Genomic DNA, 22,002 nt, shown 5'->3' on the forward strand with positions numbered 1-22,002 from the left:
AGATTTGAACATGGACATAATGACGGACAAGCGGGTCCGTTTAACCATCAAGACGATACGCGCATTTTTGTTCATGGGAGCATTGATGCTGATCTTCCTTTCAATCGTTGTCATGACGGTGGTCTTGGCGGCCAAATGGCAAGGCGCTCCTTCGATTCAGGTGCCGAGGTCTACCGTGCTGTATGACGGAAGCGGAAAGCAAATGGGGGAAACGCATTACGGGCAAAAGCGGTACTGGGTTTCGCTGAAGAACATCAATCCCGCAGTCATCGATGCCACGCTTGCCGTTGAAGACCGGAACTTTTTCCGGCACCACGGCTTTGACTATATGAGGATGGGCGGCGCCCTCATTGCCGATTTAAAGGCGATGTCCAAAGTTCAGGGAGCCAGCACCATCACCCAGCAATATGCGAGAAACCTCTACCTCGGCCACGATAAAACATGGAAAAGAAAGTGGAATGAAGCTTTTTATACGATAAGGCTTGAACAAAACTACACAAAGAAAGATATTTTGGAAGGCTATTTAAATACGATTTATTACGGGCATGGAGCATACGGAATCGAAGCGGCTTCCCGGCTGTATTTTGGCAAGCGGGCCAAAGATATCAATACGGCGGAGGCTGCAATGCTTGCCGGCATTCCAAAGGGTCCTTCAGTTTATTCGCCCTTTGTCAATGAAAAAAAAGCGAAAGAACGCCAGGAAATGATCCTGACAATGATGGAGAAACAAAACAAGCTGACGGAAATGCAGGCGGCAGCACTGAAAAAAATGCCGCTCCGCTTTGAAAAACAGGATAAGCAAACAACCGAAATAACCGCTCCGTACTTTTATGACGAAGCTGTTAAAGAAATTTCGCGATTGCTGCGTTTGACGCCGGAGCAAGCGGAAACAGGCGGCTACAACGTATTCACCACGCTCAACCCGCGTCTCCAAAAAATTGCCGAGGATACGATCGAACACACGATAGATTCGTCATCCGACATTCAGGCGGGATTTGCAGCGATCAACCCGTCCGACGGCAGCGTTCTCGCGCTTGTCGGAGGACGCGACTACGAAAAAAGCCCTTTTAACCGCGTAACGCAGGCTATGCGGCAGCCCGGCTCCACCATGAAGCCTTTCCTTTATTATTCGGCGGTTCAAAACGGCTTTACACCGGCCACCCGAATGAGGAGCGCGGAAACGACATTTGAGCTCGGGCAAGGCAGCGCTTATTCCCCGAGCAACTATCACGGCTATTATGCAGACGGTCCGATCACGCTTCTGCAGGCACTGGCTTTGTCCGATAACATTTACGCCGTGAAAACCCACCTTTTCCTCGGCATGGACAAACTGATTGATGCCGCAAAGCAATTCGGCATCAACAGCCCGCTGCAAAAAGTGCCGTCGCTTGCGCTCGGAACATCCCCTGTGAAGCCGATTGAAATGGTGAACGGATACGCCATGTTTGCCAACGGCGGGAAAAAAATCGAACCTTCCTTTATTACGAAAATTACCGATCCGAACGGGAAGGTTCTTTATGAAAAACCGAAGCGGAGCAAACAAATCCTTGACCCAAAAGCGGCTTTTATCACGGCGAACATGATGAGCGGGATGTTCGACAAATCACTCAACGGCTATACATCTGTTACCGGCCGGACGATCGCAGATCAGCTGACGCGCCGATACGCCGGAAAATCGGGAACGACCAGCACCGACAGCTGGATGATCGGCTTTTATCCCGGTCTTGCTTCAGGCGTGTGGACGGGATATGACAAAGAGCGGACAATCGATGCCGTCGCAGAGAAAAACTATGCCAAACAAATTTGGGCTGAGTTTATGGAAAAAGCGCTTGAAGACGCGCCCGCCGCAGCTTTAATGCCGCCTGAAGGCGTGAAAGGGATGTACATCGACCCGGCTACAGGTTATGCGGCGGCGCCCAGCTGCCCGTCCAAATATTTCGCTTATTTTATCAAAGGTACTGAACCCGAGCAGGTTTGCTATGGAAAGGAAATCTATAAGGAGCAAAACGCCGGGCACGAAAAGCCCGCCGCTCCCCCCCATAAGCGGCAAAAGTGGTGGGAAAAATGGTTTAAAAAAGGAGAATAAACTTTTTAGGGGGATAGACGAACCCCCCGGACTTCATGGCAGTCCGGGGGGTTTTTCCTATTGCTGGAGCAGTCCCTTTTTCAGCTCGTCTGATGAACGGTCCCAAAGCCCTTGATCATGGTTTTTCAGAAAATCGGCAAGAACGCGCTTAGAACCTTCATCCATATGCTCGACGATAATCTTCCGCTTCATCGACTTATCCATTAAATTGACGTGCTCCGGAAGCGATTTGTAGCCGCGGCGGATGCTTCTGTCGACCGTCATTTCGCATGCCGTCACACCCGCATAATAAGGGCCTTCTTCCCTGCGGTCGATCGTAACCCACACAAGCCAGTAAGGTTTTCCGTTCGGCACCTCTTCTTTGTTCGGCAAAAATTTGATTCCTTTTTCAACCGTGCTGCGGGCGTGCATGGCGCCGATATCCACAAACGCTTCTTTCTCTTCAACATCGACAATGACAGGCGAGATGTTGTCAAGGCTTAATGCGCCTGCTCCAAATCCCCCGTGTCCGTCTGTCGGATCGCTTTTAATAATGTTGAATCCGATTGTTTTTTTCTTTTTTCCTTGTTCCATCAAAAATACCTCCTACATCAGCGGCCGGAAAACGCTGTTAAATATCGATATGATCAATTCCCGCCCGTCATTCAAAAACGGCCAGAATACATATTGGCCAAGCGGTGTAATGACGATAATCAGAAAGACGATCGAGCCGTACGCCTCATATTTCGACAGCTTCGCCCGCACTTCGGGGGCGACCACATCCTGTATAACCCGAAAACCGTCAAGAGGCGGGAACGGCATTAAATTAAACAGAAATAAAAGCAGGTTGAGATTCACCCAAATCGTAAAAAATTGAAGCAAACCGCTGTAAAAACCGGCAGGCAGCGTCCCGGACAGCTTCACGGACAAAAGCAGCAATATAAAACCGATGAAAGCAAGGATCAGATTGCTGATCGGTCCGGCGATTGACACGAGAAATCCGGCCAGCCTCGGGTTTTTAAAATAAAAGCGGTTAACGGGCACCGGCTTTGCCCAGCCGAATCCCAATATAAAGATCAAAATCGTTCCAAACGGATCAAGATGCTTAAGCGGGTTGAGCGTCAGCCTGCCCTGCCGTTTGGCCGTCTCATCGCCGAATTTGTAAGCCACATACGCATGGGCGACCTCATGCACAGTGAATGCGGCAGCAAGTGTCAAAACAACATACGGAATCATTTCCAGCGGATAAATAAGAAAACGGTCTAAAATGTGGCTTTCCCTCTTTCTCATATACAAAGATTTACTATCTCCAGTATACTATAAGAGAACCTGATGCTAAAGTGAGCAGCCATTTTTTAAAAGGAGGAGGAGAACATATGCCATACGTAACTGTTCAAATGCTGGAAGGCCGCACAGATGAACAAAAAAGAAATCTCGTTAAAAAAGTGACCGAAGCCGTCTCCGAAACAACAGGCGCACCTGCAGAAAAAATCGCGGTCATCATTGAGGAAATGAAAAAGGAAAACTACGGTGTCGCCGGCAAACGAATGAGCGATATGTAAAAGAAAACGGCGTTCGCCGCTTACGCGCGGGACGCCGTTTTTATTATTTATACCAAGCTTTGTTTTTAGTGATCTGGCTATTGTGAGCTGAATCCCAAACATCGACCGTGTATGCGTAGTCGTAGTTCATAATGCAGCGGATTCCGCTTCCTTGCGCATCGTGGTTCAAGCCGAAGTTATGGGAAAATTCGTGGGTTGCAGCTTTTGCCGTGTTGGCCGTTCCCTGGTCGAGGTTTACGCTGAAGGCGCTGCCGTTCGGCTTGCTGTTGTATACGTATGCGATGCCGCCGGCGTCAAAATTACTGTTCGCCGTAAATCCGACGACGAATTTATAGCTGCGCCCGCTGAAATTGCTCTGAAGGTTTGATAGAATTTGAGAGCTGTTGCTGCCTGAAGAGGTCCAAGGCGCCACAGCTTCGACGACAAAATCAACATCGTGATCCCTGTTGAACATGACATCCGCCTGCTCAATAATTTGGACGATTCTTGTCTGCCAATCGCTGTATTTCGCCCGATACTGAGCGTCAGCCACGGCAAGGACGCTCACTTTCTGGCTTCCCGTGCCTGCCTGGGTTGAAAACGACCCTTTGCCCGTATTCTTTTTAAACGTTTTCGTTCCCGTCACATTTCCTTTCTCATCCAGTATTTTCGTATTGACCGTTCTTTCAATTTGAACTTTTCCTTTCAAGTCTTTAAAATCTTTCGCTTTAGGCAAAGAATCAATATAAGTTCCTCTTGCTTCATGATCGTGCTCGTGCTCATGCCCGCCCGTCTTGGCGGCACCGGCCGTCACACCGGGAATGAGACTGACGGAAAGTAATAGAGATAAGAATAAAGAACGTTTCTTCACTGCAAAACCCCTCCTTATTTTTTGAACGAATGAAAAATTCTGCTAGTTATCAAAAAATTCCTTCAATTCATCCAAAAAGAGGAAATATTGCATACGTTCTTTTCACTGCTTCTTTCAATTTCCCTACAAAAATTCCAAAACGCAGACAAAAAAACAAACCAAAAAACCTACCGTTTTTCGGCAGGCTTATGAACAAAGATTTCTGAGCTTTTTTATGTAAGCGACGGCTTCATCGAATTCTTCGTCCGTATACCGCTGTTTGCTTTTTACGGTAAACACTTTTTCTCTAATCTCTTCCTGCTCCAGCCCCTCAAAATACAAAATCGTCGACACCAGTTCCAAAAAACGCGATGACTGGCCGTTTACGTCGTCTAAATAGGCTTTAATATCCCGCATATCCAGCTCACACTGGCTCAAAAACTGCTTTCCCGCTTCAGTGGGTGAATAGCGGTATTGATAATAGCCGCCCTTTTTTTCTTTGACTTCATGGAGAAATCCGAGATTGCAAAGTTCTTCGACTTGAAGCGTCAGCTCCTCTGAATAAGGCCCGTAAAAATGAAAATCATACTTTTCATAAAAAGGAAGCTCCAATTTCTTTGCGATATAAATGATTTTCTGCAGCTTTTTCCGCCCGACAATCTCCCCCGAATCCGAGAAGACCTTCATCAGCTTTGCATGTTCTTTTAACAAATCTCCGCCATCTCCTTCATCCTTTTCTTTCTATTTCAGTCCGAGCAATTCTTTCATTCTTTTCGCATGACGGCCGTCAGGCAACCCTTCGATTAAATCGAGCGGGAAATACAGCTTATGGTCCGTTCTCCGCTTGCCTGATATCGCATCGACAATATCGGACTGCCGCGACAGCTCCTTAATCTGGCCGTTGTGCGTCAGCAATTGAATCGGGAGGCGTTCCTCTTCTTCCCCCGGTCTGTAGAAATCATAAGGAAGATCTGAGGACGAATCCACCACAAGATAATATTCGGGATCAATCCCTGATTCTTTAAACAAGTTGGTCAGTTCAAAGTAAGTCGCCATTTCCTCATTCGGATTGAATTCCGCATACTGGAACAGCCTGCGGTTGATAAAACGGCGGCATAAATCAGACAAAATTTCGTCCTCTTCTTTTTCCCAGGCCTGAAAATAATAAAGAATGATTGATTCATCAAGACTTAAATAATCTTCCAATGTGACATTGCCTTCAAAAATAGAATAAAAATGCACTGGCGCATGCGTGAAAACATAGCCTTCCTCATGAAGCTGCTTTGCACGGTGAAGAATCTTCGTCAAAATCACTTCCGCACTTCTTGTCACAGGATGGAAGTAGACCTGCCAGTACATCTGGTACCGGCTCATAATATAGTCCTCAACAGCATGCATTCCGCTTTGCTTAATGACGATTTGGTCTTCGCGCGGCCGCATGACGCGGAGAATCCGCTCCATATCAAAATGACCGTAGCTGACGCCGGTGTAATAGGCGTCCCTCTGAAGGTAGTCCATGCGGTCAGCGTCAATCTGGCTTGAGATCAGGCTGACGACCTGCTTATTTTGATAGGTTTTCGCGATGACTTCAGCGACATCCTTTGCAAATGTCGGACTTACCTTGTTTAATACTCGGTTAACTTCTGTATCGCCTAAAATGATCGCTCTCGTAAAGTCTTCATGATCAAGCCGGAAGACCTTTTCAAACGAATGGGAAAACGGGCCGTGCCCCAAATCGTGCAGCAATGCGGCGCAAAGGCACAGATCGCGCTCGCTGTCATCCCATTCCTCCCTGCCTTTAAAAACGTCATCAACCATTCTTCTGACAATTTCATAGACGCCGAGAGAATGGTTGAAACGGCTGTGTTCGGCTCCGTGAAACGTCAAATAGGTCGTCCCAAGCTGTTTGATTCTGCGCAGCCTCTGAAATTCGCGGGTTCCGATCAAGTCCCATATCAGCTTGTCCCGTACGTGGACATAGCGGTGAACAGGATCTTTAAACACTTTTTCTTCTGATAATTTTCCGTTTGGATACGCCATTTTTGTCCCTCTTTTTTTCAAACGTGAGGCAAACTGATCGCTGCCCATCCGTCTCTTTTTCTTCGGAAAACTAAATGTATATTGTAAGTATTGCCCGATCTGCTTGTTTTCTTTAAGGTCTGCTTCTATTATATCGAGTCTGTTTTTTGAAAACATCCTTGAATTTACCCGGCCATTTGTTCCAGCCTGCCAAAAAGCCGTCAAACAAGCAAAAACGCCTGACCCGTTAGGGAGGCGGTTATTTTTTGAGTTTCTTTTTCACTTTTTCGATCAGCTCGTCTTCATCAGGAGCTGACAGCGGACGATTATTGACAAACGCAAACGATTTTTTTCGTCCCGGCCCGCAGTAAGACTGGCAGCCGATTTCCACTTTTGCATCCGGATCAATTTCTTTCAGACGGGGCAAAAGCGTCTTTAAATTGGTGGCCTGGCAATCGTCGCATACTCGAAATTCATTAGCCATTTCATACGCTTCCTTTCGTTTTGTTCATCTGTCTTTATGAAAGGCATTCAACTGTGCCGAACTTTTATAAAAAATGACACCATCCTTCATTTTACAAGGATTCTTTCATTCCTGCAAGGATCGCGCTAAAAAAATCAGTTCCTATTCTTTTAGCAAACTTGTATAAATATTTTCCAAAATGGACAATCTAATACCAATACTGACAATGGGAGTTGAGAAGTGATGAAACAAAGACAAGACGCTTGGTCTGAGGAAAATGATTTACTGCTTGCTGAAACGGTATTGCGGCATGTCAGGGAAGGGAGCACACAGCTGAACGCCTTCGAGGAAGTCGGAGACAGACTGAACAGGACATCAGCCGCCTGCGGTTTTAGATGGAACGCAGTTGTCCGCCACCAATACGAAAAAGCATTGCAGCTGGCTAAAAAACAGAGGAAGCAAAGAATGCGCGCCCTCGGAAACGGACAGCCGGCGAAAAAACGCTTATTATACAAGCCGCCGGTCGAAACGAATGCTGAACCTCCTGCAGAAAGCGTTGTTGAGCAGAAGAAAGCAACCGCAGATTCAAGCGAACAGCAGCCGATCGCCAGCGAGCATCTGCCTTATGTTGATGAGAGCTTTAAAGAAGAGTTAGCTAGTTTATCTCACCTTCTATCGCCAAATCAGCCGCAGGCCGGCCATACAGCCGATACATCGAAAGACATGACGATCGATGATGTGATCCGCTTCCTGCAAAACTATACAGGAAACGAAGAACAAACTGCCGCTTTAAAAATGGAAAATGAACGCTTAAAACAGGAAAACGAAGAACTGACGAAGAAAGTTGAAAAGCTTGAAGCGGAAGTCAAAAAGCTGGAAAAAGACCAGACAACCATCCAGGAAGACTACGAAACGCTCGTAAAAATTATGAACCGTGCAAGAAAACTAGTTTTATTCGAAGAAGACGAACACGCTGCGCCCGCCTTCAAAATGGACCGGAACGGCAATTTAGAAAAAATGGCTGAATAGCGCTGCTCTCAGAGGGTGCGGCAGAGACGTTCAGGCAGCAAGGACTGACAATGCATACAAACATTTTTCGATACGAGGATACCCCTTTCTTTAAAAAAGGGGGTATTTTTACCTTTCTGCGGCTTGCTTTCATATGACAAAAATTTCATAATAGGGATAGCAATTCATAAGGCGGGGTATTCGATGAAGTTTGTTTTATATGCGGTTCAGTTCGGCACTGCGGCCCTTTTGTTTTTGTTTTCTGCATTGGCAAGCTGGTATCAAGGCAGCGAGCTTTTAAAGGTGCCGTGGGAGTGGAAATATACAGCCAAGTTTACAAGTTGGCTGTACGGAGAGGACTCCATTAAAAACGCACATAATATTTCACAGCTTGATTTTTTCGTCTATGCGGCCAAGCATACGCCGGCAACCGTTATTTTAATGGCCGTCAGTTTGGCGTATATCATCGCTTTGGCGGCTTATCTTCTCATCAAAACATATGTAAAACGAAAAAGCGCTTCGAGCGCAGCATAAAAAAACCGCTCCGGAAGCGGTGAGGTGTGGCAAAATCCTAAAACGTTCAACCGTTTTAGGATTTTGCCGTCTTTGAAGCATTTTACAGCCCGCTGGTTTTTCACCGCTTTAAGCATGCCTGACAACGAATATAAAGGCGGCGGAGGCTCTTCTTCTATCCAAAAACCTTTTCATTCCGTTCAATCATGCGGACAAGGTTTTTCTCATACACTTCCTCTTCTGCGGGCGTGAGAGGGCCTTGATAAATCTCCCCGCCCAGCTCTTTCAGCTGTGTCAGAAGCAAGAGCATCAAGTTCTGCACCGAAATGTCTTCATTGAGAAGCTCAGAAAGCGAAGCCATCGTTTCCGGGCGAATATCGGGATAAACGGCTTTTGTTTTCCCGCGCATGTCTTTCAAGGCGGTGTCGTAAAAGCGTTTGATCAGCTCAGCGCGCCCGCTTCCGCTTTGATCAGCGCACAAATAAATTTGAACAGCCACTCCGCCTCTCAGGCGCCTCTGGGAAATTCCCGCAAATTTCCTTCCCCCGATGCTCAAATCAAAGCTTCCTGGACAGTAGGAGCCTTTGATTTCATAGGCTTCGATTGCTGCGTCATAGGATGACAGCATTCGCTTAACGAGCTCAAACATCGCTTCATAGCCTCTGTCGATATCAATTCCGTTTTTCTTATCCTGAAAAATCAGGGAAACGTTTAAAACCCCGCTGTCCAAAACGACGGCCAGTCCGCCGGAATTGCGGACGATGGCTTGATAGCCCGCTTCTTCAAGCAATGAAATCCCTTCTTGTAAATAAGGGAGCCTTGTATCCTGGATTCCTAGCACAATCGTGTCATGGTGCACCCAGGAACGCGCGGTCGCCGGAGATAAACCTTTCCCGACAGAAGCGCACAGCGTATCATCTATCGCAAATGATTGTTTTGCATCAAAATATGGGCCGAGACTGGATTGGTCAATGATTCTCCATTTCGGCTGGATAAGTAGATCAATCGGTTGCTTTGCCATATATAGTGTAAACCCTTTCGTTTTGCATTTCAGCCAACATCCATTATACCATTTACGAAAACATGTGGTGGAAATTTTCTTATCTCCGGCGCTTCCTTCATTCAAGTGACGCTTAAAGACGGTTCTCCGAATTCAAGCGGCAGCCCGACGTAATTCTCGGCAAGACTTTGAGCGGCCGCCGTTGAAGTCGTAACGTGGTCAAGTTCAGCCAATTGAATCTGGTAGTCAAAAGGGGTGTAGCCGTGATGGCGATGCAGCAGGGATGTCATATACCAGGAAAAGCGTTCAGCTTTCCAGACGCGGCGGAGGCAAGACTCAGAATAGCCGGCCAGCCGTTCGATTCTTCCGGTTTCGTAATAGTCTTCGAGCGCCCATGCAAGCCGCTGGACATCCGCCATCGCAAGGTTCAGGCCTTTCGCACCTGTCGGGGGTACAATATGCGCGGCATCCCCCGCTAAATAGAGTCTGCCGTATTGCATTGGATCGCATATAAAGCTTCTCATCGAGACAATGTTTTTTTGAATGATCGGGCCTTCAGTCAGCTTCCATCCGTCATCGGCCGACAGCCTTAGGTGAAGCTTCTCCCATATCCTTTCGTCCGGCCAGTTCCCGACTGAATCTGCAGGACTGACTTGCAGGTAAAGCCGCTGGATTTCCGGTGTCCTTGTGCTGACGAGGGCAAACCCGTCTTCATGATGGGCATATACAAGTTCAGGCGAGGACGGAGGGGCTTCAGCCAATATGCCGAGCCATCCGTAAGGGTACACCTTTTCGTACTCTTTGCGGATCTCCTTCGGAATGCTTTGTCTGCTCGGCCCGTGAAAGCCGTCGCACCCTGCGATGAAATCGCAGTTCAGTTCTTCTGTATCGCCGTTTTCATTCTGATAAGTGATGACAGGCGCTTCTGTATCAATATTTGAAAGGCGGACGTCAGACACATTGAAAACGATGCGCCCTTCCGATTGCAGGCGGGCGGCGGTTAAATCTTTGATCACTTCATGCTGGGGATAGATGGCAATGTATTTCCCCCCCGTCAGCTTGTGCATATCAATTCTGTGCCGCTTGCCGCCAAAGCGAATCTCAATTCCTTGATGAAACATAGCTGTTTTCATCATCCGTTCACCGGCACCTGTTTCATTCAGCAAATCTACCGTCATCTGTTCTAGAACGCCTGCACGGACGGTCTCTTCAATCTCCTTTCGCGAGCGGGATTCGATCACGACCGCTTCGATTCCCCTGCGGTGGAGCAGGTTAGCGAGCATAAGCCCGGCAGGTCCCGCTCCGATAATTCCCACTTGTGTCCGCAAAATGGTTTCCTCCCTTTATCCATGTTTTGATGTGGCTTCTAATGTATACCCGGCGCTTTCCGACTTAGAGACAAAATCAAATGAAGCGTGTTTCTCTTGGACGAGCATGATGCCGAGTGCAGCAAAAACACTCGGGATCGCGAACACCATGAAAGCCTGCTTCGGCTCCATGCCGGAAGCAAGGATCAATGCAAACAGCGAAGGCGCAATGATCGCTCCGAGTCTGCCGACCCCGAGCGCCCAGCCGATGCCGGTCGCTCTGATTTCTTTCGGATAATACTCAGAAATATAAGGATTGGCGATATTTTGCGCTCCGACGGTGCATGCCCCGCCTAAGGCAATCAGCAAGTACAGAAGAACGGGGTTCATCGTCATTCCAAATGCTACAAAACAAAAGGCTCCGATGACATACATAGCCGCAAGCACTTTTTTATGGCCGGCTTTATCTGCCAAATATCCGCCGAATACCGCTCCTGCGGCTTGTCCGCAGCAAAGCGCCAAGTTGAATGACAAGCTTGACGACAGCCCGTAGCCTGACGCCTGCATCATTTTCGGAAGCCATGTATTTAAGCCGTAAACCATGAGAAGGCAGCTGAAAACGGAAAGCCAGAATGCGAATGTGCTGGCTGCACGTTTTTGTCCAAACAGTTTTTTTACCGGAAAGCCTTTCTTTTCTTTCGCAATCACCGAGATTTGATAATTGTCGTCTTCCCTGTAGCGTCCCGCCGGATGCACCTGATTGAGAATCTCAGCCAGCGCTTTCGTCTTTTTCTTCAAAACGTAAAATGACAGAGATTCGGGAAACCTGCTGAAAAAGAACGGGAGCACGAAGAGCGGCACGGCTCCGATCAGATAGAGCACTCTCCAGCTTGTCACGGGCACGGCGAACATGCCGACGAGGGAAGCCAGCACACCGCCTGCAGAATAGCCGCAATACATAGCGGCTACAATCACCGCTCTGTTTTTTTTCGGCGAATACTCTGTCATCAGCGAAATGGCATTCGGCATCAACCCGCCCATTCCAAGCGCAGCGAGAAACCGCATGATCGTAAACAAAAGCGGAGAATCGATCAGACCGGCTGCTGCAGTAAACAGGCTGAACAGAAAGATACAGAAGCCCAACACCTTTTTGCGGCCGTATTGATCTGCGATCGGCGAAAAAATAAGCGCGCCGAGCATCATGCCGATCAATGTATAGCTCCCGATCGCTCCGGCTTGGATGGCGGTCAGGCTCCATTCCTCCATCAGCCATGGCAGGCTGACGCCGTACATTGCAATATCATAACCGTCAAAGGCAATGGCGAAAAAACACCACAGGAAAACAGTCAGGTGCACTTTGTTAAATTTGCTGGCCGCCATGACTTCCGCTGGATGAACTGAACGATTTTTCATGTTCCCCTCCACGATTCTTATCGTATTATGAAAGCAGCTTAACGCACGGTATCTTTTTCATTGAAAGCGTGCGTGCGAGCTTTTTGTCCCGCCGGCTCGAATGCCATGACGACATTGGAGCTCCCGGAAGACTGACCGTATCCGTAAAACGTGCTTTTACATCCGTCCTCCAGCACGCCCAATAGCATTGCAATGTGGCGGCCGCCGGCTTCAAGCCCGGCGTTTTTAGCATATTGAGGCAGCATCTGCTGAGCTGATAAAAGATCGTTGTCTGTTAAGTAGGTCAAAAATTGTGCATCGAGGGCCTGTTCGGCCAATGTCGGCATACATTCCGGCCCCCTCACCAAATGATGGCTTAGCGCCCCGCTGCTGATGAACACGGTTTTCTTTCTGCTTTCTTTCAGCACTCTTCCGGCAAGCCGGCCCCACAAATGCGTTTCTTCCAGGTTCGCGGCCAATGTAACCGATAAATCGATAACCGGAATATCTCCCTTTGGAACGAGGTAGCGCAGCGGAACGACCGTCCCGTAATCCCAGCAGTAAGCTGGATCATTGACAGGAATGACGGAAAGCCCCCCTTCTCTGCCGGCTTCAGCCAATTGCAGCGCCAATTCAGTGTCCCCGGGGTAAGAATACGGAACATCGGAAATTAAATTCGGACACTCCAAAGCCGTTAAAACGCCTTGATGGTCGGGAGCTGCATCGATCAGATGGTCAAAGCTTGACGTCCAGTGACAGGAAATCAGGACAACGGCATCGGGCTCAATTCTTTCAATAATCCTGGAGAGCCTCTTCATGCCCTTGACCAGCTCTCTTTGGAAGTCAGGGGTTTTATCTTCAAAACACATCCTCGGTGTATGCGGAACAAGCGCCGCCAATTCGATTGACATGTAGATTCCTCCCATCGCCTTCTTTAAGGTCTTAATTTTGAGACCGGTGTGCCGCCTATGCCCCAGTGGCTTTTAGAAACTTCGGTGACAAGAACGCGGACGTTTTCCTTCGGAGAGTCTAGGGTGGCGCTCAACGTTTCCGTCACTTTTCGAATGACTTCCTCGACCTTTTCAGGCGGCCGGCCTTCTAATAGTTGAATATGAACAATCGGCATATCATAATCACCTCAGGTTATGGCTTGACCGAAAATGATACATCTCCCAGCCCTTCTACTTGTGCTGAAACGCGGTCGCCCGGCTGCAGCATGACAGCTCCCGTTACACCGCCCGTTAAAATGATGCTGCCAGCCGCAAGCTTTTGTTTTTTCCGGGAGAGCATGTTGGCAAGCATGGCCGCCGAATTTGCGGGATGCCCGACAACCGCTGCTCCAGTGCCCCGCTCTTTGACCTCGCCGTTTATCATTAAAGAGACTCTTGCTTCATCCAGCTTGAAATCGTCCGGCTTCTTCACTTTTTCACCTAACACCACTCTTGAAGATGACGCATTGTCCGCGATGACGTCAGGCAAAGTGAATGAGAAATTTTCATAGCGGCTGTCAATCACTTCTAGAACGGGAATCAATTCAGCAACGGCTTCAAGGACCTGCTCCTTTGTAACACCCGGTCCTTCAATATCCTCCCCCAGCACAAAAGCAATCTCTGCTTCAACCTTCGGGTGAATCAGCTCGTTCATCCGGATGCTTCCGCCGTTTGGCACGATCATATCTTCAAAAATATAACCGTAGATCGGCTCCTCGACGTTCATCTGCTTCATTTTCGCCCGGCTGGTCAGTCCCATTTTCGGACCGATGATGCTATTGCCATCCCATAATTTAAGCTGAATCAGCTCTTCTTGGATCGCATACGCCTCTTCAACGGTCAGCTCCGGGTAGTCCTTTGTGATTCTTTCAACTTCACGCTTCTCTGTTTCGGCAAGATACAAGAGTCGCGCCGTATCTTTTAATGCTGCGGTATTCATCCGCTTCCCCCCTTTTACAGCTTGATGCAAATATTGGTTAATTCGCTGAAGAATTCGAGGCTGTGAATGCCTCCTTCTCGTCCGAGTCCGCTCTGTTTCATGCCGCCAAACGGCGTCCGAAGATCGCGGAGAAACCAGCTGTTGACCCACACCATGCCCGATTCGATTTGCCCGGCTACGCGGTGCGCCCGGCGGAGGTCGTTCGTCCATAAGGTCGCGCTTAACCCGTAATGTGTGTCGTTAGCCTGTGCAATCACTTCCTCCTCATCGTCGAACGGAATCACCGTTACGACCGGACCGAAGATTTCTTCTTTGATGAGCCTGGAATTGCGTGAAAGTCCGGTGATAATCGTCGGTTCAAGAAAGCAGCCGGATTCCTGTCCTTCAGGGCGTTTTCCTCCGGTTAAAATATTGCCGCCTTCCCGTTTGGCCAATTCGATGTAGTTCATCACACGCTCTGTGTGTTCAGAAGAAATCAAGGCGCCGATATTCGTGTCCGGATCAAAAGGATCGCCGACTTTGAGCTTTTTCGTTTTCTCAACGAACTTGTTCAGAAATTCGTCATACGCTTCCCTCTCGACATAGATGCGGGAGCCGCTCATACATACTTCCCCCTGGTTGACGAAACTCGATTTCAATGAGGTGCTGACGGCTTCATCCATGTCGGCATCGGCAAAAATAATGTTCGGGTTCTTCCCTCCCAATTCAAAGGAAAGTTTCTTTAATGTTTTCGAAGCAGCTTCCATAATGACTTTGCCGGTTGTCGTTTCTCCGGTGAAAGATATCGCATCGACATCGGGATGCTCAGAAAGCGCAGCACCGGCGGAATCTGGTCCAAATCCGTGGACGATATTAACGACTCCGTCAGGCATCCCTGCATCATGGCAGATTTCCCCGAGAAGGGTGGCTGTCATCGGCGTCAGTTCAGCCGGTTTGATAACGGCTGTATTTCCCGCCGCCAGGCAAGGCGCCAATTTCCACGTCAGCAAAAGAAGCGGCAAGTTCCACGGATTGATCAGCCCGACGACGCCGACCGGACGGCGAATCGCATAATTGATTGCAAGATCGTCAGTTTGATAAGCTTCCGTTCCGGCTCCTCTCATAAAATCCGCAAAGAAATGAAAGTTGAAAGCGGCACGTGGAATATCCAAAGTGCTTGAGAGCGAAAGCGGTTTTCCCGTATCCAATGTCTCAAGCCTCGCCAGTTCGTCTTTACGCTCAAGTATGATGTCGCCGACCTTTCTGATGATCCGAATCCTTTCGTCAGCGGTCATGTTTTTCCAGCGTCCGTTTAATGCACGCCTGGCTGCCGCGACTGCAAGATCGACCTCTTTTTTGCCTCCTTCCGCAACGCTTCCGATAATTTCCTGTGTAGCCGGATTGATGTTGTCAAACGTGCTGCCTTTCTCTGAAGGAAAGTACCTGCCGTTTATGTAGTGCTGACAGTCAAAAGGTTTTACGAGTTTTTCCGATGGAGTTTGAACATTCATATTCTGCAAACATCCTCCTTTTCAAATCCTTTCCATTAAATTAAAGGATTTTAACTGACAAGAAAACAGCAATGTTCCTCTATGCGGAACAAATCAGACATTTTTTCCGAAAATTTGATATTTTCCGCTTTTTTATTTTTTATATCGTGTTATATTATGGAATAAAAGGAAACAAAAACAAGGGAGAGAGTTGAGGAACCTATGACTGTTGAGACGAAGGACCACCAGCTGCTCGGTTCAGTAAAAAATGCGCTTCGGCTGCTTCAATCGTTTACCTTAGACACACCGGAAAAGAAACTAACCGAACTCGCCTCGTCGCTTGGCCTCGGAAAAAGCACGGTCTCGCGCCTTTTGTCTACATTGGAAAGCGAAGGGTTTGTCATGAAGGACCCGGAATCCAGAAGATACAAGCTCGGCTTATCGGTCCTGCAGTTAAACACCATTGTCAACTCCACTCTTGAAATCAACCGCGAATCCCTGCCGGTCCTCAAACGGCTGACCGATGAGACCGGCGAAACGTCGCATATCGCGATGCGCCGCGGTCTCAGCGTCGTTTATCTCAATCGGACGGAATGCCCCCGCCCGGTCGAACTTCTCTCATATATCGGGCGGCAAAACCCGATGCACTGCACAAGCTCAGGTAAGGTGCTTCTCGCCTTTGATGAAGAGGGCATATTGGACGAGTATGTGAAGGAAGGCTTGAAAAGCTGTACGAAAGAAACCATTACAGACGGGGACAAATTGAGGGATGTGCTGAAAACCGTTAAAGAAAACGGATTTGACGTCAGTTGCGGGGAATTCATAGATGGTGTCACATCAATCTCAGCTCCCGTCAGAAACCACGCAGGTCGAGTGTTGTACGCCGTCAGTGTCGTAGGCCCTGCAAAACGCATCAAGGCCCGGCAGGCGAAAATCATTTACCAAGTGAAACAAGCGGCCCGGGATATTTCCGAAAGGATCGGGTACTGGAAACGAATATAAAAATTGGGGGAATCAGCTTTGTATGATCTTCACACGCACTTTATACCGCGCGATGTGCTGCTTTGGCTGGAAGACAATGAAAAGAGAGTCCACGCTGTCCGCGAAAAAAAGGCTGGATGCCAAGCGGAGTTTTTGACGGTCAATCACAAATGGGGCTTTGAATTAAAAGAGCTTTTCTACCAGGAGGCTTTATATTTGGAAGCCCAGCAGGAGGCCGGCGTCACACACTCATTGGTATCGCCGGTTCCCCAGCTTTTCCTTTACGATCTCGCCGAAGAAATCACGGACGAATTATCTTTTGTATACAACAAAGCGCTTGCCGAATGGGTTAAAAAATACGACGGCCGCCTCTCGGGACTCGGCACAGTCCCGCTGAACAGCCCTTCAAAGGCGAGCGAGCGCCTGAATGAAGCGATGAACAACGGGCTTAAAGGAGCGATTATCGGACCCGGCGCTTCGCAACTACTTCTCTCGGACGAAGCATTTACACCGTTTTGGGAAACGGCTGATAGAAGAAAAGCGATTATCTTTATACATCCGCTCCTTTCTGAAGATCCGCGGCTCCGCCGCAGGATGCTGCCAAACTTGATCGGCGTTCCGTGGGAAACGACGATTTGTGCCGCAGACCTTTTGTTAAGCGGGTTTACAGACCGGTTTCGCAATGTGAAAATTCTTTTGGCCCACGGAGGCGGCTTTTTGCCTTATCAGATCGGAAGACTGAACAAAGGGTATGACAAATGGGCCGGCGTTTCTTCATCGCTTTCGGCTCCGCCGCGCGAATATTTGCGGAAGTTTTGGTTTGATGGTGTGCTATGGGAGCAAGAAAGCGCGGCATATTTGAAGAAGCTTGTCGGAGAAGACCGCCTTGTTCCGGGTTCCGATTTTCCTTTCGACCTTTGTCAGTGGCCGCCTCTCGATCCCGGCCGGAAAGGAGCGGAGTCTCTGCTGAATGTAGCGATTGAAGCATAAAAAAAGGCGAACCTCTTCAGGTTCACCTTTTTCAGGAAGCCTATTACAGAGCTTGAGCCGCCGTAATCAGCGCAAGATTATAAACGTCCTCAGCGTTGCACCCTCTGGACAGGTCGTTTACAGGCATGTTCAGCCCTTGCAGAATCGGACCGACCGCTTCAAAGTTGCCGAGGCGCTGAGCGATTTTATAGCCGATATTCCCCGCTTCAAGGCTTGGGAAAACAAATACGTTTGCATCTCCTTTAATGACGGAGTCCGGCGCTTTTTTCTCAGCGACAGACGGAACGAATGCCGCGTCAAATTGGAATTCGCCGTCAAGTGTAAGCTCAGGCGCTTTTTCTTTTGCGATTGCAACCGCGTTGGCTACTTTTTCAGTTTCGTCTGATTTTGCCGAACCTTTTGTTGAAAAGCTGAGCATGGCGACACGAGGTTCGATGTCGAACATTTTCGCTGTGTTCGCACTTTCGATTGCGATTTCCGCAAGGTCCTGGCTGTCAGGCGCAATGTTGATCGCACAGTCTGCGAATACGTACTGCTCATCGCCGCGCGCCATGATAAAGACGCCTGATGTTTTCTTCACGCCTTCTTTTGTTTTAATAATTTGCAGCGCCGGGCGAACCGTATCCGCTGTTGAATGAGCCGCACCGCTGACAAGGCCGTCGGCAAGCCCTTTATAAACAAGCATCGTTCCAAAGTAGTTTTCGTCTAAAAGGATTTGGCGGGCCTGCTCTTCCGTCGCTTTGCCTTTGCGGCGTTCAACGAAAGCCTGAACAAGGTCTTCCATCCCTTCATATGTATGAGGATCGTATATGTCAACGCCATCCAGCGTTAAATTCAACCCGTTTGCTTTATCTTTGATTTCCTGCTCGTTTCCTACAAGGATCGGCTTTAACACGTTGTTTCCGGCCAATTTGTTGACAGCTGTAAGAATACGCTCGTCCAAACCTTCCGGAAATACGATTTTAACTCCTTTTCCTGCTACTTTTCCCTGCACTGTTGTAAATAGATCTGCCACTATATACCCTCCTTGAAAGTGTCACAAATACTTCATTTCTCTATTAAGCATACTCTTTTGTGATATAAATTCAATCCTTCTGTATTTTATTATAACGTTTACACTTTTTAAACGCTTTTTTTAATTAATTTAATTTCAGAAAGGCTTTAAACACTTCTATTAGTATATAACAGCCTTTCCCAGTTATACGACAGATGGTCACCTTTTGTTCAAAACTTCTAAACGGATAAAACGCGGCAAACTATGATATGATGAAGACAAGTACATACAAATTGGGAGTGATTGCAAAATGAGCGAACAGCAAAAAACGAATGAAGCCGCACAAACGCTTGACGGCTGGTATGCCCTTCACGATTTCCGGACAATGGACTGGTCCGCATGGAAAATGCTTTCAAGCGATGAGCGCCAGATCATTATCAGCGAATTTACCGGCCTTCTTGAAAAATGGGGAGCTGCCCAAAAAGAAGGAAACGGAAGCCATACGCTTTACAGCATCGTCGGCCAGAAAGCGGACTTCATGCTGATGATTTTGCGCCCTACGATGGAGGAATTAAATCAAATCGAACTCGAGTTCAATAAATCCAAACTCGCTGAATACACGATACCTGCTTATTCATACGTATCCGTTGTCGAGCTGAGCAACTATATGGGAAGCGGAGACGGGGACCCTTACGAAAATCCGCAAGTGCGGGCGCGCCTGTACCCTGAGCTCCCGGATGCCAAATATGTCTGCTTCTATCCGATGGATAAAAGAAGATCGGGCGATGACAACTGGTACATGCTGTCTATGGAAGAGAGAAGAAACTTGATGCGCAGCCACGGAATGATCGGACGCGGCTATGCGGGAAAAGTAAAACAGATTATTACCGGCTCAATCGGATTTGACGATTATGAGTGGGGTGTCACGCTCTTTTCAGATGATGTGCTTCAGTTCAAAAAGCTCGTCTATGAAATGCGCTTTGATGAAGTAAGCGCCCGCTACGGTGAATTCGGTTCGTTCTTTGTCGGCAACCGCCTTGCAAAAGAACAGCTGCCTGCATTTTTGCATGTGTAATGATAAAAAAGCTCCAAAGGCCGAGGTCTTTGGAGCTTTTTTGCCTATTTACTTGCAGTTGCACGGCTGTGTAGGCGGAGTCGCCCGTTTTTGCACTTCGATTGAAGATTCGGCATAGAAAGTCGATCCGAGCCCCAGTACTCTGTTCTCCGCCCGGAATGTATACTTTCCTGCGGCAGGCAGCGTTTTGTTGGCCAGCACCAGCTTAAACTCCGCAATGCCCAGCAGATCAATTGTAAGCGGCAGCCTTACCGTTTTTCCGTTGTTCAAAATTTGCCCTGTTGTCAGCGCTCTTCCATTCACCGTATCTTTCGTTGTGGCGGAAAATCCCGACGGCAAAGTAAATTCAACCGTTCCCAGCGCCAAGATTGAGTTAGGACGATATGTTAACTCAATATCCGAGAACGACCACTCCTGTTTGCTGGCGCCTGTTATCACCGAATACAAGGAAGCGCTCGCAGCCGGGCGGTAGACAGATTCAGTTTTTGTTGTTTGGGCGCTGGCCTGGAACGAAGGCAGGAAAATCGAAGCCATCATCACGAGACTAACCGCCAAGATTGACAATTTAGAACGATACATTCTTTTCAACACAGCAATTCCCCCAAGTCATCATTTTTTTCATATTCGTCATGACGAAAGCGTGCAAGAAAGATGTAAAATCAAGCAACGCCTTCTTTCCAAAGCGCCGGCACTTTGGTGATTTCTATTAAAAACTACCATTTTTTCTGCTTGTAGTAAATGTTTTCCATGTCATATTTTTAAAATAAATGCAAAATAATAGAATTTAACCAGGCGTTGTTCCTCTTGATTTTCTCCGCTGTGCTTTAGTAAAGGACAAAAGGCCTGCCCGCTTCCCTTCTCTTCATTCTCCTGATTTTTTGTTGACAAACGATGGATCTGGCTGTACATTATTGACATTATTGAAGCATCACGAACCGAGTTTATGATTGACATAACCTTGCTTTTTCTCCATTCATGTTTTGAATGGATGAAGAAAGGAACGAAAAATGCCTAAATTGGTTTCTTCAAATCTTGTAAAAGGTAAGATCATCAATATTAGTCCGCCGCAGACGCTGGCTCTTAGTTTCTTGATTATCATTGCGATCGGGGCTTGTTTATTGAAGCTGCCTGGCGCCTCCACTACTTATATCTCATGGGTGGATGCTTTATTTACGGCCACCTCGGCAACTACGGTAACTGGCCTTGTTGTTGTAGATACAGGGGCAGATTTTACAGTTTTCGGACAAACCGTTATTATGTGCCTGATTCAAATCGGCGGGCTCGGCTTAATGACGTTTGCCGTCCTCGTCGTCATGATGATCGGCAAAAAAATCGGCTTGCAGCAGCGGATTCTTGTTCAAGAAGCATTTAACCAGACTTCTTTAGGCGGGCTTGTCCGCTTGGTCAAGCACCTGTTTATTTTCACGATTGTCATAGAATTTGTGGCGTTTCTGATCCTTTCGATCAGATGGGTTCCTGAATATGGTTTGCAAAAAGGCTTGTTTCATAGTTTGTTTAACACGATTTCAGCCTTTAACAATGCGGGATTTTCCCTGTGGCCTGACAACTTGTCTCAATATGTCGGCGATCCGATTGTCAACCTTGTCATCACAGGCCTTTTCATTACAGGGGGAATCGGCTTTACCGTTCTGCTGGATTTATGGACAAAGCGAAACTTCCGGAAATTATCGCTGCATTCCAAGCTCATGATCGTTGGAACATTGATCATCAATACGACAGCCGCGTTGCTGATTTTCATTTTAGAATACTCGAATCCGGGTACGCTCGGCGGACTGCCTTTGGCCGACAAAATGTGGGGCGCTTACTTCCAAGGCGTGACACCGAGAACTGCCGGATTCAATACGCTTGATATCGCCCAGATGACAACGCCGTCCCTCCTGTTAATCATCGTTTTGATGTTTATCGGAGCCGGAAGTGCGTCAACGGGAAGCGGAATTAAACTGACAACGTTTATCGTGATGATCTTGGCGACGATCACCTTTTTAAGGGGGAAAAGCGAGACGGTTGTGTTCAAAAGGGCGATTAAGATGAAAACCATTTTAAGAGCTTTAGCCATCATTGTGATCAGTTTTTTATTCGTGCTTTTCGCATTATTTATATTGACGATCACAGAGAATGCCCCATTTTTGAAAATCGTCTTTGAAGTATTTTCCGCTTTCGGAACAGTCGGCCTGTCGATGGGACTGACACCTGATTTAACGGCCGCAGGCAAAGCGGTTATCATGATGATGATGTTTATCGGCCGCGTCGGGCCTCTGACTATGGCGTTTACGCTGGCCAAGCCGAAGAAGGCGCCGATCCGCCATCCTGAAGATGAAGTGATTACAGGCTAATATGCAGAAAGACCGCTCTATTCACGAGCGGTCTTTTTGTTTTTCTCTTTCC

The 22,002-nt window shown here is 47.9% G+C and carries 23 protein-coding genes; 8 read left to right on the forward strand and 15 right to left on the reverse strand.

Features of this window, described 5'->3' with window-relative positions; genetic code table 11:
* Positions 1 to 10 precede the first annotated feature (10 nt).
* Positions 11 to 2,086: a transglycosylase domain-containing protein gene (locus tag H7F26_RS04315; protein ID WP_185855237.1), complete on the forward strand. Its 2,076-nt coding sequence runs from the start codon at positions 11 to 13 to the stop codon at positions 2,084 to 2,086.
* A gap of 57 nt (positions 2,087 to 2,143) precedes the next feature.
* Here H7F26_RS04315 and H7F26_RS04320 read toward each other — a convergent pair whose 3' ends face one another.
* Positions 2,144 to 2,659: a YwhD family protein gene (locus H7F26_RS04320; protein WP_003186085.1), complete on the reverse strand. Its 516-nt coding sequence runs from the start codon at positions 2,657 to 2,659 to the stop codon at positions 2,144 to 2,146.
* A gap of 12 nt (positions 2,660 to 2,671) precedes the next feature.
* Positions 2,672 to 3,355 (reverse strand): site-2 protease family protein, encoded by a 684-nt coding sequence (locus H7F26_RS04325; RefSeq protein WP_009329798.1) that lies wholly within the window; start codon positions 3,353 to 3,355, stop codon positions 2,672 to 2,674.
* A gap of 86 nt (positions 3,356 to 3,441) precedes the next feature.
* Here H7F26_RS04325 and H7F26_RS04330 point away from each other — a divergent pair, with 86 nt between their 5' ends.
* Positions 3,442 to 3,627, forward strand: a complete 186-nt coding sequence (locus H7F26_RS04330) for a 2-hydroxymuconate tautomerase (protein WP_003186089.1) — start codon at positions 3,442 to 3,444, stop codon at positions 3,625 to 3,627.
* Between the two features lie 43 nt (positions 3,628 to 3,670).
* Here H7F26_RS04330 and H7F26_RS04335 read toward each other — a convergent pair whose 3' ends face one another.
* The 4 genes from H7F26_RS04335 to H7F26_RS04350 all read right to left on the reverse strand — a co-directional run bounded on the left by H7F26_RS04335 (position 3,671) and on the right by H7F26_RS04350 (position 6,959).
* On the reverse strand, positions 3,671 to 4,477 hold the full coding sequence (locus H7F26_RS04335; RefSeq protein WP_003186091.1) for a zinc-dependent metalloprotease: 807 nt from the start codon (positions 4,475 to 4,477) through the stop codon (positions 3,671 to 3,673).
* Between the two features lie 186 nt (positions 4,478 to 4,663).
* A complete protein-coding gene (locus tag H7F26_RS04340) occupies positions 4,664 to 5,167 on the reverse strand; it encodes a YwgA family protein (RefSeq protein WP_003186093.1) in 504 nt (167 codons plus the stop codon).
* Between the two features lie 30 nt (positions 5,168 to 5,197).
* Positions 5,198 to 6,496, reverse strand: coding sequence for an HD domain-containing protein (locus H7F26_RS04345; protein WP_011198398.1), 1,299 nt, complete (start codon positions 6,494 to 6,496; stop codon positions 5,198 to 5,200).
* A 238-nt stretch (positions 6,497 to 6,734) separates the two neighbouring features.
* The gene (locus tag H7F26_RS04350; protein WP_003186096.1) at positions 6,735 to 6,959 is read right to left on the reverse strand and encodes a YuzB family protein; all 225 of its coding nucleotides are present in this window, start codon (positions 6,957 to 6,959) and stop codon (positions 6,735 to 6,737) included.
* 219 nt (positions 6,960 to 7,178) lie between these two features.
* Here H7F26_RS04350 and H7F26_RS04355 point away from each other — a divergent pair, with 219 nt between their 5' ends.
* Together H7F26_RS04355 and H7F26_RS04360 are read left to right on the forward strand one after the other, a co-directional pair.
* Positions 7,179 to 7,967 (forward strand): RsfA family transcriptional regulator, encoded by a 789-nt coding sequence (locus tag H7F26_RS04355; protein WP_025805379.1) that lies wholly within the window; start codon positions 7,179 to 7,181, stop codon positions 7,965 to 7,967.
* Positions 7,968 to 8,150: 183 nt separating this feature from the next.
* Positions 8,151 to 8,480 (forward strand): YjdJ family protein, encoded by a 330-nt coding sequence (locus H7F26_RS04360; RefSeq protein WP_003186099.1) that lies wholly within the window; start codon positions 8,151 to 8,153, stop codon positions 8,478 to 8,480.
* A 154-nt stretch (positions 8,481 to 8,634) separates the two neighbouring features.
* On the opposite strand, the gene H7F26_RS04365 is transcribed toward H7F26_RS04360, so the two are convergent.
* The 7 genes from H7F26_RS04365 to H7F26_RS04395 form a co-directional block, all read right to left on the reverse strand.
* On the reverse strand, positions 8,635 to 9,480 hold the full coding sequence (locus H7F26_RS04365) for an octanoyl-[GcvH]:protein N-octanoyltransferase (RefSeq protein WP_003186102.1): 846 nt from the start codon (positions 9,478 to 9,480) through the stop codon (positions 8,635 to 8,637).
* Between the two features lie 101 nt (positions 9,481 to 9,581).
* On the reverse strand, positions 9,582 to 10,787 hold the full coding sequence (gene pobA, locus H7F26_RS04370) for a 4-hydroxybenzoate 3-monooxygenase (protein WP_003186104.1): 1,206 nt from the start codon (positions 10,785 to 10,787) through the stop codon (positions 9,582 to 9,584).
* A gap of 15 nt (positions 10,788 to 10,802) precedes the next feature.
* Positions 10,803 to 12,179, reverse strand: a complete 1,377-nt coding sequence (locus H7F26_RS04375; protein WP_016886295.1) for an MFS transporter — start codon at positions 12,177 to 12,179, stop codon at positions 10,803 to 10,805.
* Positions 12,180 to 12,217: 38 nt separating this feature from the next.
* Positions 12,218 to 13,069, reverse strand: coding sequence for a DODA-type extradiol aromatic ring-opening family dioxygenase (locus H7F26_RS04380; RefSeq protein WP_003186107.1), 852 nt, complete (start codon positions 13,067 to 13,069; stop codon positions 12,218 to 12,220).
* A gap of 23 nt (positions 13,070 to 13,092) precedes the next feature.
* Positions 13,093 to 13,284 carry a 4-oxalocrotonate tautomerase gene (locus tag H7F26_RS04385; RefSeq protein WP_003186109.1) on the reverse strand — a complete coding sequence of 64 codons (192 nt, stop codon included), beginning with the start codon at positions 13,282 to 13,284 and terminating at the stop codon, positions 13,093 to 13,095.
* Positions 13,285 to 13,301: 17 nt separating this feature from the next.
* Complete coding sequence (locus H7F26_RS04390; protein WP_003186110.1) at positions 13,302 to 14,087, reverse strand: 2-keto-4-pentenoate hydratase; 786 nt, start codon at positions 14,085 to 14,087, stop codon at positions 13,302 to 13,304.
* A gap of 14 nt (positions 14,088 to 14,101) precedes the next feature.
* Complete coding sequence (locus H7F26_RS04395) at positions 14,102 to 15,577, reverse strand: aldehyde dehydrogenase (RefSeq protein ID WP_009329803.1); 1,476 nt, start codon at positions 15,575 to 15,577, stop codon at positions 14,102 to 14,104.
* Between the two features lie 201 nt (positions 15,578 to 15,778).
* Here H7F26_RS04395 and H7F26_RS04400 point away from each other — a divergent pair, with 201 nt between their 5' ends.
* Both H7F26_RS04400 and H7F26_RS04405 read left to right on the forward strand, forming a co-directional pair.
* Positions 15,779 to 16,558 carry an IclR family transcriptional regulator gene (locus H7F26_RS04400; protein ID WP_009329804.1) on the forward strand — a complete coding sequence of 260 codons (780 nt, stop codon included), beginning with the start codon at positions 15,779 to 15,781 and terminating at the stop codon, positions 16,556 to 16,558.
* 18 nt (positions 16,559 to 16,576) lie between these two features.
* The gene (locus tag H7F26_RS04405) at positions 16,577 to 17,527 is read left to right on the forward strand and encodes an amidohydrolase family protein (protein ID WP_003186115.1); all 951 of its coding nucleotides are present in this window, start codon (positions 16,577 to 16,579) and stop codon (positions 17,525 to 17,527) included.
* Positions 17,528 to 17,570: 43 nt separating this feature from the next.
* On the opposite strand, the gene pta is transcribed toward H7F26_RS04405, so the two are convergent.
* Entirely contained in the window at positions 17,571 to 18,542 is a 972-nt protein-coding gene (gene pta, locus H7F26_RS04410; RefSeq protein WP_003186117.1) for a phosphate acetyltransferase, read from the reverse strand.
* 289 nt (positions 18,543 to 18,831) lie between these two features.
* Here pta and hemQ point away from each other — a divergent pair, with 289 nt between their 5' ends.
* On the forward strand, positions 18,832 to 19,596 hold the full coding sequence (gene hemQ / locus H7F26_RS04415; protein WP_003186119.1) for a hydrogen peroxide-dependent heme synthase: 765 nt from the start codon (positions 18,832 to 18,834) through the stop codon (positions 19,594 to 19,596).
* Between the two features lie 48 nt (positions 19,597 to 19,644).
* On the opposite strand, the gene bslA is transcribed toward hemQ, so the two are convergent.
* Positions 19,645 to 20,184 carry a biofilm surface layer hydrophobin BslA gene (gene bslA, locus H7F26_RS04420; RefSeq protein ID WP_011198400.1) on the reverse strand — a complete coding sequence of 180 codons (540 nt, stop codon included), beginning with the start codon at positions 20,182 to 20,184 and terminating at the stop codon, positions 19,645 to 19,647.
* Between the two features lie 419 nt (positions 20,185 to 20,603).
* Here bslA and H7F26_RS04425 point away from each other — a divergent pair, with 419 nt between their 5' ends.
* The gene (locus H7F26_RS04425; RefSeq protein WP_003186125.1) at positions 20,604 to 21,950 is read left to right on the forward strand and encodes a TrkH family potassium uptake protein; all 1,347 of its coding nucleotides are present in this window, start codon (positions 20,604 to 20,606) and stop codon (positions 21,948 to 21,950) included.
* Positions 21,951 to 22,002: the final 52 nt, after the last annotated feature.

The sequence above is a fragment of the Bacillus sp. PAMC28748 genome (assembly GCF_014250415.1).
Classification (GTDB): domain Bacteria; phylum Bacillota; class Bacilli; order Bacillales; family Bacillaceae; genus Bacillus; species Bacillus licheniformis.

Bases quoted from the DNA above. Each gene is read 5' to 3' on its own strand.
- H7F26_RS04315 (WP_185855237.1), top strand. From the start codon at position 11: ATGGACATAATGACGGACAAGCGGGTCCGTTTAACCATCAAGACGATA.
- H7F26_RS04320 (WP_003186085.1), bottom strand. From the start codon at position 2,659: ATGGAACAAGGAAAAAAGAAAAAAACAATCGGATTCAACATTATTAAA.
- H7F26_RS04325 (WP_009329798.1), bottom strand. From the start codon at position 3,355: ATGAGAAAGAGGGAAAGCCACATTTTAGACCGTTTTCTTATTTATCCG.
- H7F26_RS04330 (WP_003186089.1), top strand. From the start codon at position 3,442: ATGCCATACGTAACTGTTCAAATGCTGGAAGGCCGCACAGATGAACAA.
- H7F26_RS04345 (WP_011198398.1), bottom strand. From the start codon at position 6,496: ATGGCGTATCCAAACGGAAAATTATCAGAAGAAAAAGTGTTTAAAGAT.
- H7F26_RS04350 (WP_003186096.1), bottom strand. From the start codon at position 6,959: ATGGCTAATGAATTTCGAGTATGCGACGATTGCCAGGCCACCAATTTA.
- H7F26_RS04360 (WP_003186099.1), top strand. From the start codon at position 8,151: ATGAAGTTTGTTTTATATGCGGTTCAGTTCGGCACTGCGGCCCTTTTG.
- H7F26_RS04365 (WP_003186102.1), bottom strand. From the start codon at position 9,480: ATGGCAAAGCAACCGATTGATCTACTTATCCAGCCGAAATGGAGAATC.
- H7F26_RS04375 (WP_016886295.1), bottom strand. From the start codon at position 12,179: ATGAAAAATCGTTCAGTTCATCCAGCGGAAGTCATGGCGGCCAGCAAA.
- H7F26_RS04380 (WP_003186107.1), bottom strand. From the start codon at position 13,069: ATGTCAATCGAATTGGCGGCGCTTGTTCCGCATACACCGAGGATGTGT.
- H7F26_RS04385 (WP_003186109.1), bottom strand. From the start codon at position 13,284: ATGCCGATTGTTCATATTCAACTATTAGAAGGCCGGCCGCCTGAAAAG.
- H7F26_RS04390 (WP_003186110.1), bottom strand. From the start codon at position 14,087: ATGAATACCGCAGCATTAAAAGATACGGCGCGACTCTTGTATCTTGCC.
- H7F26_RS04395 (WP_009329803.1), bottom strand. From the start codon at position 15,577: ATGAATGTTCAAACTCCATCGGAAAAACTCGTAAAACCTTTTGACTGT.
- H7F26_RS04400 (WP_009329804.1), top strand. From the start codon at position 15,779: ATGACTGTTGAGACGAAGGACCACCAGCTGCTCGGTTCAGTAAAAAAT.
- hemQ (WP_003186119.1), top strand. From the start codon at position 18,832: ATGAGCGAACAGCAAAAAACGAATGAAGCCGCACAAACGCTTGACGGC.
- H7F26_RS04425 (WP_003186125.1), top strand. From the start codon at position 20,604: ATGCCTAAATTGGTTTCTTCAAATCTTGTAAAAGGTAAGATCATCAAT.